Consider the following 14,750-nt stretch of genomic DNA (forward strand, 5'->3'; position numbering starts at 1 on the left):
AGGAGAAAAGGGCTTGTATTACAAAACAAAAGGCTATCGAATATTCAGCGTTGCGAATTATATTTTTCTGGGCGTACTATCACTGCTTTGCATTCTGCCTATCATTCATATTTTAGCTGTTTCGTTCAGCAGCATGGCACCGGCCTCAGCCAATCTTGTCGGCTTCTGGCCGATTGGCTTTACGACAGATGCATATGTCAAAACGTTCGGCAATTCAAATTTCATTAATTCCTTGCTGGTTTCGGTTAAACGAACCGTCATTGCTACGGTGATCGGTATGGTGATTATGCTTCTGACAGCATTTCCACTGTCGAAGGAAGATATTAATTTCAAAGGCCGTTCGATCTACACCTGGTTCTTTGTATTTACGATTTTGTTTAGCGGAGGTTTGATTCCAAGTTATATCTTGGTCCAGAAACTAGGACTGATGGATACGATCTGGGCACTGGTGCTGCCAGGTGCATTGTCCGTGTGGAATGTTATCCTGATGATGAACTTCTTCCGTGGTCTGCCTAAAGAGCTGGAGGAAGCAGCTTATCTGGATGGAGCAGGTCACATTAAAACGCTGGCACTGGTATATGTACCGCTATCCATGCCTGCGATTGCAACATTGTCCTTGTTTACCATGGTAGGTCAGTGGAACTCTTGGTTCGATGGCATGATCTATATGTCAGATGTCAAAAATTACCCACTGGCTTCCTTGCTACAAACCATTATCGTGCAGCAAGACCTCAGTAAAATCAACGTGGACCCATCCATGCTGGAGAATGTTTCCCAGCGTACGGTTCGCGCAGCACAGATTTTCATCGGGGCATTGCCGATTTTGGTCATATATCCATTCTTACAACGCTTTTTCGTTAAAGGTATCGTCATTGGGGCAGTAAAAGAGTAGTACTGCCCTGAAAGTGACCACACATTCTAGGGAGGAATATGAGTGAAAAAAGGGTTGGCTTGTCTCGTAGCAGGAAGCATGATCGCTTCACTGGCAGCTCCGGCCGTAGTCGGGGCAGAACAGATGAAGCAGAAAATGGTAACGGAGCAGGAGCAGGCGTCAGGCCTGCTTCGGGCACCGTACAAAGATTTGCAGGGACATTGGGCTGAAAATGCAGTGATGCGTATGCAGGATATGGCGCTCACTAAAGGTTATACGGACGGCACATTCAGACCGAGTGAACGTATCAGCCGTGCCGAATTTGTTGTAATGCTCGATCGGGTGTTCGGATTTGCTGGAGGTCCCCGAGCGGCGTCATACACAGATATTAGTGAAAAAGACTGGTACTATGATGCGATCACACGAGCAAGTGGATCTGGCATTATTCAGGGAACTGATGCAACACATCTGTCCCCCCAGCTTCCGATTACCCGGCAGGATGCTGTCGTAATGGCAGATCGTGCGTTTCAGTTATCGACAGGCAGTGAGAATAAATCGCTCGGTTCTGCGTTTAAAGACGACAAAGATGTAGCTGACTATGCTAGGAATGCGATGAACTACTTTGTAAACAATAAAATTGTAAACGGATACAACGGAAATCTTGCACCTGAATCCAACATTACGAGAGCAGAAGCTGCTACCATCATGTCTACGTTGATAGCAGATATTAAAAGTAACCCAGGTACCTATGAATCTAATGTAGATGGAAATCTGATCGTTCGCTCAACCGATGTGACGCTGAAAAATACAACAATTAACGGCAACTTGCTCCTTACAGAAGCCATTGGAGAAGGTACAGTGGCGCTCGACGGAGTAACGGTCACTGGAAGTGTAATCGTGAAAGGCGGAGGAAGCCACTCTATCGATATTCATAACTCCAAACTAAATCGAGTCGTGGTAGACAAAAACACCAGTCCGGTACATGTGAAGATCACAGGGACAACTCAAATTGAAAACATGTTTGTTGAACGCAGAGCTACCGTTGAGTTGTCTGCCGAGAGTACGATTAATACATTAAAAGTAAGCAGCAAAGCCCGTAATACCATGATTGACAGCAAAGGTAAAATCAATCTGCTGGACGTAGATGCAGACAACGTATTGCTTAATGGGAAAGCGGTTGCACCAGGACAATACAAGGATAGCATTACGCCTGGGACAGGACAGTCCGAGCAACCAAATGCTGCTACACCAGGTACTTCTAACGGTGGCAATAATTCTAGTACAGGTGGGGGCGGCTCTTCCAATTCAGGCGGAACGACACCATCCGTACCGGGCAATCCTTCAGGAGAAAAACCGATTCCTGCAACGACGATTCCGGATGAGCATTGGGAAATGGTCTGGAATGATGAATTCAATGCGCCTTCCGTGGATGCATCCAAATGGACCGTTCAGGATACGGAGCTTGTGTACAACAATGAGTTACAATATTACAGCCCGAATAACACACGTATTGTTAAGGATGGCAACCGCAATGTATTGCAGATTGAAGCAAAGCGGGAGCAGAAGGGCAGCAAAAATTATACTTCTGGTAAACTGATTACGAAAGAGAAGGGTGACTGGACGTACGGAAAAGTGGTCGTACGAGCGAAATTGCCCGCGCAGCAGGGCATGTGGCCAGCAATCTGGATGATGCCTACAGATGAAGCACATTACGGAGGATGGCCCGCTTCCGGGGAGATCGACATTATGGAGTTGATTGGCGGTAAAAACAAAGATCATGAAATATACAGTACGATCCATTACGATTCCCCAAAAACAGACGGTTCACACGGGCATGACCAAGGCAAGTTTAGCTTGCCACAAGGTGAATCGTTCGCAGATGATTATCATGATTTTCAGGTGGAATGGCTGCCTGGCATGATTCGTTTCTATGTTGACGGCAAACTGCATCATCAGGTAAATAACTGGGAGACGACCGCAGCGGGACAACCGGAAAGTTATACCTTTCCTGCTCCGTTTGATCGTCCGTTCTATCTGATTCTCAATCTAGCCGTTGGAGGAGACTGGCCGGGATCGCCGGAAAGTGATTTTGTCTCTGAGAAGATGAGTGTTGATTTCGTTCGGGTTTACGAGTACAAGAAATTGAGCGAATGGCCTGACGTAACTTCTAATCCTATCGAACCTGAATGGCAGCGGGAACCGCAAGCGGATGGAAACCAGATCTACAATGATCGCTTTTCTGAAGGTGTGGATGTAGATGGTGTGCCGAACGAATGGAACTTCATCACGAATGCAGGCGGGGCTGGTAAGGTAGAGGTAATTGATGATGTGCAGGAGGGCAAGGCAGCGAAAGTAACGATCTCACAAGCCGGAACCGAAAGTTATTCCGTACAACTGACACAAATGCCGATGTATATGAAGAAAAACAGAAAATACAAGGTGCAGTTCGATGCCAAGGCATCTGCTGATCGTGTCATTCATTCGAAAGTGACGCAGTTTGAAAAAAGCTGGACAAATTACTCCGACGATAAGAGCTTCTCATTAACTACAGATTGGCAACCGTATGAATACACCTTCAACATGCGGAATGGGGCAGACAATAATGCAAGGTTTGAATTCAATCTTGGATTAAATGAAGGGGAAGTTACGGTGACCAATGTGCGGTTGACAGATATCGGTGAAGCCGACTCTCTTCCGGTGGAACGCAAAGCACTGCCGGATGGAAATTATGTCTTTAATGGCACATTTGATCAAGGGAAGGATCGCCTCGGCTTCTGGTCCAAACAGGTTCAGTCTGATGCTGAAGCGCAGATTACCGTGAACAACTTCCTGAAGTTCCCGATCATGGAACGGCAGCTCGTGGTCGACGTTCTACGAACGAACGGCCATTCTGATCAGGTGGCTGTGGTACAGCCGGGAATGAAGCTGGAAGCGGGCACTACCTACGGATTCTCTTTTGATGCAAAGGCAGATACGCCACGTACGATGGATTTGGATTTGTCTACCGCAGAGGGGCATGATGTGCAGGTGAATCAAGGGCAGCAGATTCAACTTGGGCAGGAACTCAAGAATTATTCGGGTGAAATTGTGATCGGACAGAACGCAACGACAGCAGCAACGGTAACAGCCGAACTGAAGCTTTTGTTCGGCAGTTCCGAAGGGAAGGTCTACATTGACAATGTGAAGCTGACCAAACGCGGAAAGCCGGTTACGATCCAGGGCTATACTCATATTCCTGCTACGGATGCATGGATGATGCAAGGTCTGCAGCTCGAAAATTCCGATGAAGGCGGCAAACATGTCAGCTACATGGACGAAGGTGATCTGCTGCAATTCAAAATCGATGCAGCAAATGATGGCGTATATGCATTCTCTACAAGGTTGGCAAGTGCAGAAGCTGATTCAAAAGTCCGATTCAGTGTGCAGGATGAACAAGGCACAACGGTGGCAAGCTCCGAACTTCTGCTTGGAGATACGGGGGGATGGCAATCCTATAAGACGGTATATCTGCCAGCAGTTTCTCTGAAATCCGGAACATCGTATTATGTGAATTTTGAAGGAAACGAATATAATACACGTTGGTTGGACGTTTCACAGAATAAAGTAAGGAATGGCGAACTGACCGCAGATGGAACGGATTGGACGCTAATTCCCGACGTGCTCTCGGCTACGTATGGGAAAGACCATGGAATTAGTATTACGTTGCCGGCTGCAACCGACGATGGGTGGGATTCGTTTTTCCAGCAGGGTTCAATTGCTCTTGAGGCTGACAAGACCTATCGTCTGAGCTTTGAAGCTTCAGCATCTGCATCTAAATCAATACAGGCTGTGGTCTCGCAAGGTAATGGCGGCGAAGCCAAGTATATGGATGAAAAGGTAGATCTAACTGAAATTAAGCAGCCATACACCTTCACATTTACAATGGGAGAAACAGCGGATGCGGCGGCCTTACTGAACTTTGGTCTTGGCAGACCGCTAGCGGAAGAGCACAGTGTATCCATTCAAAATGTGATGTTGTTCGAGGTGAACCCGGGTGCGGATCAGGGGGGACAGCCGGTACACGTCAATCTGATCCCGAATGGTGACTTTGCCAAAGGAAGTGAAGGCTGGTTCAAATATGCAGCCGGTGTTGAATCTGACCTTGCGATTCATGTTGAGAATCAGCAGCTGCAAGCTGTGATCGGTCAGGCGGGAACGAATCCGTGGGATCGGCAGGTTATTAATGAAGGTTTTGCAATGCAGCAGGGAACCAAGTATAAGCTGACCTTCAAGGCCAAAGCGGATAAAGCGCGCAAAATGGGGGTTGGTATCGGCTGGGTGGATGTTCCGGCTGGATACGCGTGGCATGGATTTTATGGGCAGCAAGTGAACTTATCCACGGAAGAGCAAGAGTACACCTTCACATTCGATACAACCGAGCCAAGCTATGCAAACAGCCGTATCGTGTTTGACATGGGTAATATTACAGGTGCCGCCGAAGATGGTAACACCACAATTACGTTGTCTGGTGTCAGCCTGACCAATCTTGGCCCTGTGCAGACAGCAGTAGCTGATTAAATCATCATTAATGGAAGATGGGTAAAGATGAAGAAGGCAGCCGGGTGAATCCCGCTGCCTTTTTGTCATGAATTCTTTCTGTTCTTAACCACCGTAAAGAGGTCAGCATTCAATTCATAATACATAGAGATAAAATCACGAAAATGTTGAACCGAAGGAGACAATGATTTTTGTTTGGTCCAGGATAAGCTAATCGGGTAGATCGCTGAATCATCAGCAATTTTTATATAGTGCAACCCCAGCTTTCTACATACGGAAACAGGTAACAAAGCAACTCCCTGATCAAGCTTGATGATTTCAAGCAGTGTGTGTGAATCTACTTCAAAGGCCTGATTGGGTACGAAGCCTGCTTTCCCGCAGAGCATGGTGGTAAAGTTGCTGTACTCCACATTATCGGCAAGAGATATGAAGGGTTCGTTTGCAACAAGATGTAACGAGATGTTTGTCTTTCCAGCGTACGGATGATGGGAAGGTACAACAAGAACAATATCCTCATTAACCAGCACACAACTCTCAATCTCCTCATCCTGGATCGGATGACCTGTTATTCCTACATCGATGTCCCCTTTTTGCAAGCTTGTGATGATTTCGTTCTTCGTTCCAATGCCTTGATGAATCTGGGTTTGCGGGTTGCTATTAATATATTCGCTAATCAGCCCGGTAAGGAATCTTGGATTCGTGATCGAGATTCGAATGGTTTTAGAAACGTGTTGTTCTTCCGATTGGATCTCCAGTTGTGCATTTTCAATTTCGGTAAAGATCCGATTAACATGCTTCAACAGAATTTTCCCTGACGAATTCAATTGAATGTTTCTCCCTTTTCGATCAAACAAGGTTGTACCAAGCTCATCCTCCAGTCTTTTGATCGTCAGGCTTAAGGAGGGCTGAGCAATATTCAGTTGTTGAGCTGCTTTGGAGATATGTTCGGTATAGGCAACGGTTTGAAAATATTTGAGCTGAAGCAATTCCATTCGTTTCGCACTCCTTATTTATTTCAATAAATATATATAGAACTTATTATGTATTATATTAAATTTAATTATTAATGTAGAATTTTATTTGTGAGAGAGATAAAAACATAACATAAAAGGTAGGTGTCCTTCATGAAAATCGATGTGAATAACATAGCCAAAAATCTGAATACACCCCTAACGGCACCGGCTTACCCCATGCCACCCTATAAATTTGTGAATCGGGAATACTTAAACATTATTTATCGAACGGATGAAAAAGCTCTGCGGGCAGCGGTGCCAGAACCACTGGAAATTGTTGAGCCGCTGGTTAAATTTGAAGTGATGTGGATGCCAGATGTCTCCGGATTAGGTGCATATACCGAAGCTGGGCAGGTTATCCCTGTGCGATTCAATGGTGAGGATGGTGACTATGTGCATTCCATGTACGTGGATAACTTTCCTGCGATTGCAAGTGGTAGAGAGCTCACGGCGTATCCAAAAAAGTTAGGTGCACCCAAACTATACATTGATTCAGATACACTTGTGGGTACGCTTGATTACGGAACGCTTCGTGTTGCAACTGCAACGATGGGATATAAGCATGTTCCGATGGATAAGGAACTCGCCAAAAGTGAAATCTGTCGGCCTAACTTTATGATGAAGATTGCTACGGATTACAGTGGGAATTTAAGAATATGTGATTTGATTCGAACCCAAATTACGGATATCGAAGTGAAGGAAGCATGGACGGGACCAGCACGGCTTCAGCTTTTTGAACATGCACTCGCACCCCTTGCCGACTTGCCTGTATTGGAAGTTGTTTCAGCTTCACATATCCTGACAGACCTGACCTTAAACGCAGCACAGCCTGTATATAACTATCTTGAGCAGAAATAAGGAGGAAATTACAATGAGAATTGCAATACTAGGAGCAGGCTCTTTAGGAACCATCGTAGGAGCATACCTGGCGGATGGCGGCATGGATGTGGAGTTAATTGATGCATATCAAGAGCATGTCGATGCCTTGAATGAAACGGGAGCTAAAGTGGTCGGTACAACGGAGTTTCATGCAAAAGTTAAAGCCATTACTCCTGACCAAAAATCTGGGACATATGATCTTGTGCTGCTATTGACCAAACAATTATCCAACGGTACCATCCTTCGGGAGTTGCTTCCGTTTTTACATGAGGAGAGTATCGTGTGTTCATTGCAGAACGGGATTCCTGAAGAAAACGTGGCTTCCATAGTAGGTGCAGCGCGCGTAATTGCCGGATCCGTTGAGTTTGGCGCCACGTTCATGGAACCAGGTGTATCGAGCCTCACCACGGAGTACACACAATTCAAGAAGTATGCTTTTCAGATTGGCGAATTAAATGGAGAAACGTCCGATCGCATTCAGCGTGTAAAATCGGTTTTGGACCTGGTGGGTGGAACACACATTTCCGACAACTTAGTGGGAACCAAATGGTCCAAGCTGCTGATCAATAATGCATTCAGTGGTCTGTCTGCGGCATTGAACGGAGAATACGGGGACATTCTGGATGATGAAGTAGGTATTGTGAGTGCCGTTCATATCGCAGACGAAACGATCAAGGTCGGACATGCGAGTGGGGTTGAATTTGTCAAAATGAACGGATTCGATATCGCCTCCCTTGAACTCCAAAGTGAACAAGATATTCCTGAACGGATTAAAACGTTACGATATGTGATGGAACCTTCCCGGCTGCTCAAAGCAAGCATGCTTCAAGATCTGGAGAAAAAACGCAAAACCGAGATTGATTACATTAATGGAGTCGTTTCGAGCAAAGCGGAAGGTACAGGAATAACAACACCGTATAATGACTTGGTTGTGAAGCTGGTCCAAGCTGCTGAAGAGACACAAACGGTTCCTGATTTTCAGACAAATATTGAAGAATTTAAACATCTGGTAGACGGACGTTAATTTGTTGATATAAATTCCTTGCCTGATAGAGAATAGAATTCCATGAAAAGCCGCGATTTGCGGCTTTTTTTGTTGAGCCTGTTCAACTCTAGTTAATCGAGAAAGAGTACTATCGTTAACTTTCCATTTACTTAGGGAGCGCACTCTCCTAACAAATCCCACTTATGATAAAACAATGTTTGTCAAAGTGGAGCAAGCAAAAATGGAATAAAAGGAGATGCGGGTTAAATTGAACAGAAGAAGGATTCTTCAGCGAAGTATTGCAATCGCTTTATTAAGCAGCATGATCTTGACAACCGGGATGCCTCACACATCACTGCCAGCAGTTTATGCAGAAAGCCTGCCGCAGGGAGACAGCCAGGACAAGACACAAGTCACTCAAGCTGAAAACGTTCAGGTAGACCACGCCCCGGCGGATTGGATTTACGAAATGCAGGATTACACGGTTACTGCAACGGTATATGGCACTGACCAGTCATGGACCGGGCGTATCTCTTATTCGGTAGACGGACAAATGTATGCTCCGGTGGAGCTTGTACCCTTAGAGCAGAGTCCGGAAACCTATGTGGGGAACATTCCTGGTAAGAATTTGATCGGCAGTGAGTTAAACTATGCCATTGACATCATGGATGAGGAAGGAAAAATCATTCAATCGACAGGATTCTCGACTTCCATTAGACCATCCATGTCTCTAGTGCAGCAGTCCACAGGACCTGATCTGCTGATTACCGAGATGGTACCAGACACGACCAATCTGCCCAACCTCAGTACGGATGCGTATGAGTTTGTTGAGGTGTATAACAACACGGATCATGAGATTAATTTTAAAGACTACACTTTCTTCTACAATAATAAGGATACCTGGAAGACAGAAGAAGATATGGACATTCGGATTCCTGTTCACAGTCCGGTCGTATTCTGGATTTTGAACGGAAGCAATAACGATCTTACGGCTGAGCAATTTAATCTAAATTATGGAACATCTCTGTCCGAAGGGGAGCACTTATTCCGTATACAGGGTGGAGCTGGTATGGCGAATGGAAGTGCCAGGTCACTTGTGATCAAAAATCAAGCCAACGAGAGTATCGTTTCAGCAGCTTATGAACCGGCTCAGGTTAAAGCGAATATGGGGATTTTCTTCAAACATCCGGCAGCTGGAAGCACGCAGATGAGTGTTATGGAGAATTCCGGAAAAGTCTCAGCCACACCAGGATCCATTGATCCGGCACAGGCTGTTCCGCCAGTTGTGGAAGAAGGGTCTCAAATCGAAATTCTGCATACGGCTCCAACTGATGCCTTGGCCATTCAGGATGTTGAGATCAAGGCGCAGATCAAGAATCTGGGTACAAATGCAGATGGAAGCAAGCCTGCGGTCAAGCTATTGTACAAGACGCCTGCCCAGCACAGATACAGTGTAACAGTCATGACGAATATAGGTGAAACAAACGAGTATACAGCAACGATTCCCGCGTCGGCACTTACCGAGCCTGAATTGCAATACCGAATACAAGCAGGCAATATGGACAAGCCGTATTCGGCACAGGTTCAAGGGGATGCATTCGATCCGAGCAAAGCACCTACGCTGCTTATAACTGAGCTTGTACCGAATACAACGAATGTACCGGGTACGTCCTCCGATGCCTATGAGTATATCGAGATATATAACAATACAGACCAACCGGTTAACTTTAAAAATTACAGCCTGTACTATCGTTATCCTGACAAAGGACCAAGCGCGGATGTAGAATGGGGGGCAGTTCGTCCCGATTTTGTTATTCCTGCGCAGCAATCGGTTGCATTTTGGATTAAAAATAGCACCAACACTGCTTATAGCGAGGAAGATTTCAACTCATTCTATCAAACCAACCTCATCCCCAATGTTATGCTGCACTCGATCCAGAGTGATGGCATGGCGAATTCTGGCCGCAGAGCACTCGTGATCAAAACGAATACCGGCAAGGAAATATCCTCTGCCTATTACGATGCTGATCAGACTTATGAAAATGGAACCAAAGGTGATGAAACGAAGGAAGATAAAGCGATCACTTACACCTATCCTAGAAACGGCAGCACAATGATGATCAAATCAAGTTCGGGTGTGCAATCTCCATCGCCAGGCGGCATCACGCCGGAGCAGGTTCCTGCCGTACCCGTTCATGTGGAGGCGGACGCAGTCCCGCCAACGGTTCAGGACATGACGAACATGACAGAAGTTGACCAATCCGAGGGATTGGAACTCATCGTCGATGCCAGAGATAACCGCGAAGTGACGTCTGTGGAAGTATTCGTCCGCTCTGACAAACAGGCTGAATTCACGGCGCATCGTTTGACGGAAGATTACGATGACCTGAGGTATCACTATAACATGTCACCGGCCGATCTCATCGGACGCAAAACTATGGAGTATTACTTTGTCGCTTCTGATGGCATTAACGAAACGAGAACCGAGCCAGCTGTTATATCCGTGACCGGAGGAGTAAGCGATGAACCGCTTCGACTGAATGTGAAGGAACTGGATACCATTCGTGGTGTGCACACCATTAAAGGAACCTCGCAAGCGGTGGGAATGGACGCCAGCCTCAGTATAGACGGTGAAGTTCTGCCTGATGGCAGTACTTATGCTGCGCTTGAACATGATGCATACTTCGTATTCGAAGCCGTTAATGTCGATTATTATTTTAAAAACGCAGTAACCATGGGACCACCAGAGCTGGAGGACAAATCGATTCTCTATACGTTCATGAACCCCATTACGAGCTATACGACGTTGTCTTTTCCTATTGATTCGGAACGTTTGCTTCAGGGGAATAATGTGATCTACATCCGGGCAGGTTCCAAAACCTCGCCGTTTGATCAGCGACCAGAGGAAAACAAAGATGATTTTGAAGTCAAAAACGTACGCTTGCTTCTGGCTGACGGGACCGAAATATGGGATCCTGCCTACGCTGAAAAGGAACAACAGATTAAAATGGGCGATTCTGCCGGGAAAAGCGAATCAATCGGCTTCCATTTTGAGTTGAAACCGGAACATCTTACGGCTAAAGCCTATGAATGGGACACCACCCGCATCAGCGATGGAGCACATCAAGTCGCTCTAACCGATGGTCAAGAGCAGTTAACGGCCAAAGTCATGGTGGACAATACGCCACCAGATATCAAGCCAACCGTGGAAGAAGGCAAAACCTATCGTGGTGATTTCATCATCGATGCTGAAATCCAGGATGCGATAGCCGGCGTAGACAAGGTTAATGTGAAGCTGGATGGCAATGTAATTACTCTTCCATTAAGAACCTCATCGGGAGAGATGCAAGGTGGGAATCATGTCCTGCAAATTCAGGCAACGGATAAGGTGGGTAACGTTGCGGAGAGAACGGTAAAATTTGAAGTACCCGATGAGAACCCGCTACCACCGAAATTGGTGGCGCCTAAGCAAAATCAAACGAATGTTGGCACAGATGCCAACCTGACAGTTACAGTTCAGGACCCAAGCAAAGACGACATGAATGTGACCTTTTACAAAGGTTATAAATACGATGCAACCCGAGCCGAAGGTTTTGCAGGATACCTGAATACTTCCGTTACGGAGCCGCCTAGAGAAATGGTTCCTTCCGGAGAAAAGGCCATGAATGCAGAGGATTACAAAAAAATTGATGCGATTGATGGAACATATCTCGTCAATGATTCGGTTGAGCAGTTTCCTTATCAACGCTTCGAAGTGAAGCTTGATCCAACCGTGAAAAGTACAGATCGTGTTGAAATCGAATGGCAGGGCAAGTCGCTTGAAGGAAGGAAAGTAAGCTTGTATGCGTGGAGCATAAGCGAGCAAAAATGGAATCAGCTGGATCAGGTTATTGCTGGAACAGAAGATTTTGAATTAAATGCTGTGGTCCAGGCGGGGGATTATGAAAACGAAGATGTCATCCAGATTATGGTGCAGGACGAATTAGCGGAAACAGCTGCTGCTGCAGGCAATAAGCCTACACCGGAGTCACAGGACCCGTACGATTTTTCATTTGTTTGGATGTCGGATACACAGTACTATTCCCAGAGCTATCCACTAATTTATCAAAACATCGTCAACTGGATCGCCGGGCAAAAAGAAAATATGAACATCAAATACGTTATTCATACCGGGGATGTCGTTGATAAGGCAGATCAGGAATACCAGTGGATTGAAGCAGATAAAAACATGAAAGTACTTGAGGATGCTTCGATACCTTATGGAGTATTGGCAGGAAATCACGACGTGGGTCACCAGGATAACGATTATGCGAAGTTCCAGCAGTATTTTGGAGCGAACCGGTTCATCAATAATCAGGTATATAGCGGTTCATACGAGAATAACCGTGGACACTATGATTTGGTTTCAGCGAACGGTAATGATTTTGTCATTGTGTATATGGGATGGGGACTCGGTGAAAAAGAGATTGAATGGATGAACGACATCGTTTCCAAATACCCGGAACGTAAAGCAATTCTCTGTTTGCATGAGTATTTGCTCGTATCCAATAACCGTTCACCGATTGCAGATCAGATTTTTGAGAAGGTTGTAAAACCGAACAAAAACGTGATTGCTGCCCTTTCCGGGCACTATTACGATGCCGAGCTTAAGGTCGATCAGCTGGATGATAACGGAGATGGCATTCCTGACCGTAACGTTTATCAAATGCTGGCAGATTATCAAGGTGCTCCGGAAGGAGGACTTGGTTATATCCGGCTTATGCAGTTTGACATGGCAAACAACAAGCTCCATATCAAAACGTATTCACCTTATCTAGATGACTACAACTATTACGATCCAGAGACCGAACAAGGCAAAGATGAGTTTAGCCTGGATCTTGGTTTGGCACCAACAACAAAGCGAGTAGCCACTGATTACATCGGTGTTCATGTTTACACAGATGAGAAGATAGGCTCAAAAACGAACGTAGCGAGTGGACGAGAAGCCTCTGTGGTATGGAAGGGACTATCAGACGAAAGCTACTATCAATGGTACGCCAAAGCTGAAGATCAGCATAGTGGAAGTGCACTATCCGATATTTGGGGATTCTCTACAGGGGCCACTGCTCCAGGGGGACAGACTCCGGGTAATGGAGGAGGTACAGGTAACAGTAATCCGGCAGCTCCTGCCGAAAATAATAGTGTGACGAAGCCAGCAGCGCCGATCAGCAATGGTCAAATTACGCTTAATCCATCTTCGGATGGTAGTTATCGTGCTGAAGCACAAGCGCTGGAGCAAGCCGCCAGTTCAGCGAGTGGAGGGGAAGTAGTCATTACACTTGCTGGCATACAAGAGCAGAACAAGAACGGGGAGTTTGATGTATATCTACCTGCCAGTGCGGTGAAAAAGGTGAAAGCAGACGGGCTCTCCATAGAGATCTCATCACCTGTATTAAAAGTCACTCTCCCGGCTGGTTCCCTGCCGCAAGAATGGGGAGAGACAGACCAGCTGCTGTTGCGTCTCAGTACTGTATATGACAATAATGCGAAGCAGGTATTGGATAACAATCTATTGGAGGAGCAGCATTATTCCCGCACGGAGTTTGTGCAATCGCTTCGTATGTTCTTGATCCAAGGAGAGAACGAGACGGAGGTTACGAAGTTCGGCAGTCCGGTCGAGATGGATCGAGTGTTGACGGCTGAACAGCAAAAACAGATTCAATCTGAATATGCAGGCGTATATTTGCTTGGGCAAGGAATGGAATATCAAGGTGGTCGCTTCGTAGCTGGAACGGTGACGTTTGAGGCGGAGCAGCCAGGCTTGTACGCAATCCTAGAATATCATAAACCTTTTAAGGATATGAAAGACTCCTGGGCTGAACGTTACGTTCATACTTTGGCTGCAAAACATCTGATTCAGGGGATGGACAGTGAGAACTACGGTCCTGCCCTGCAGGTAAGTCGAAGCGACTTCATTACCCTGATCATGCGTGCTGCAGGGGTGAATTCTTCGGGGAAAACCGAGGTATATGCAGATGTACCAGCGAATGCATATTATGCAGCAGCCGTTGCTCAGGCGACCGAACTTGGTATTGTACAAGGAAACGGTAATCTCTTCAGGCCGAAGGATTCAATCAGCCGCGAAGAGGCAGCCGTGATGCTGATGAAAGCTCAGCAAGTGTTGTTTATGGAGAAGCAGGAATCCACGGTAAGAGCAGAATTCTCTGACCAAGGCCAGGTATCTGCTTGGGCTCAAGATGCTGTAGAGCATGTGAATGCTCTTGGACTGATGACAGGCAAAGCGAACCTACGCTTTGATCCGAAAGGTAAAGTCACACGGGCAGAAATGGCTAAAATAGTGTATATGCTGATTCATGAATAAACATCGTGCAGAGCAACTCGCACATGTAATTCACACAGAGGAAGTCGCCTGAATGGCGGCTTTTTTTGTTTTATCTGAACAATTATTTACCCTCACTCAGCCTCT

At 46.1% G+C, this 14,750-nt stretch carries 6 protein-coding genes; 5 read left to right on the forward strand and 1 reads right to left on the reverse strand.

Annotated elements, in window-relative coordinates; all coding sequences use genetic code 11:
* Window positions 1-13: 13 nt before the first annotated feature.
* Both ABIC22_RS21930 and ABIC22_RS21935 read left to right on the forward strand, forming a co-directional pair.
* Window positions 14-892: a carbohydrate ABC transporter permease gene (locus tag ABIC22_RS21930; protein WP_095286604.1), complete on the forward strand. Its 879-nt coding sequence runs from the start codon at window positions 14-16 to the stop codon at window positions 890-892.
* Window positions 893-934: 42 nt separating this feature from the next.
* Window positions 935-5,428 (forward strand): carbohydrate binding domain-containing protein, encoded by a 4,494-nt coding sequence (locus ABIC22_RS21935; protein ID WP_354483746.1) that lies wholly within the window; start codon window positions 935-937, stop codon window positions 5,426-5,428.
* Window positions 5,429-5,493: 65 nt separating this feature from the next.
* Here ABIC22_RS21935 and ABIC22_RS21940 read toward each other — a convergent pair whose 3' ends face one another.
* A complete protein-coding gene (locus ABIC22_RS21940; protein WP_354483747.1) occupies window positions 5,494-6,399 on the reverse strand; it encodes a LysR family transcriptional regulator in 906 nt (301 codons plus the stop codon).
* A gap of 132 nt (window positions 6,400-6,531) precedes the next feature.
* Here ABIC22_RS21940 and ABIC22_RS21945 point away from each other — a divergent pair, with 132 nt between their 5' ends.
* The 3 genes from ABIC22_RS21945 to ABIC22_RS21955 all read left to right on the forward strand — a co-directional run bounded on the left by ABIC22_RS21945 (window position 6,532) and on the right by ABIC22_RS21955 (window position 14,645).
* Window positions 6,532-7,278 carry an acetoacetate decarboxylase gene (locus tag ABIC22_RS21945; protein WP_095357531.1) on the forward strand — a complete coding sequence of 249 codons (747 nt, stop codon included), beginning with the start codon at window positions 6,532-6,534 and terminating at the stop codon, window positions 7,276-7,278.
* Between the two features lie 13 nt (window positions 7,279-7,291).
* Window positions 7,292-8,323 carry a ketopantoate reductase family protein gene (locus tag ABIC22_RS21950; protein ID WP_354483749.1) on the forward strand — a complete coding sequence of 344 codons (1,032 nt, stop codon included), beginning with the start codon at window positions 7,292-7,294 and terminating at the stop codon, window positions 8,321-8,323.
* A 229-nt stretch (window positions 8,324-8,552) separates the two neighbouring features.
* Entirely contained in the window at window positions 8,553-14,645 is a 6,093-nt protein-coding gene (locus tag ABIC22_RS21955; protein WP_354483751.1) for an S-layer homology domain-containing protein, read from the forward strand.
* The last annotated feature ends 105 nt before the right edge of the window (window positions 14,646-14,750 follow it).

Origin of the sequence: Paenibacillus sp. PvP094 (assembly GCF_040546835.1) — a bacterium.
Lineage (GTDB): Bacteria > Bacillota > Bacilli > Paenibacillales > Paenibacillaceae > Paenibacillus > Paenibacillus illinoisensis.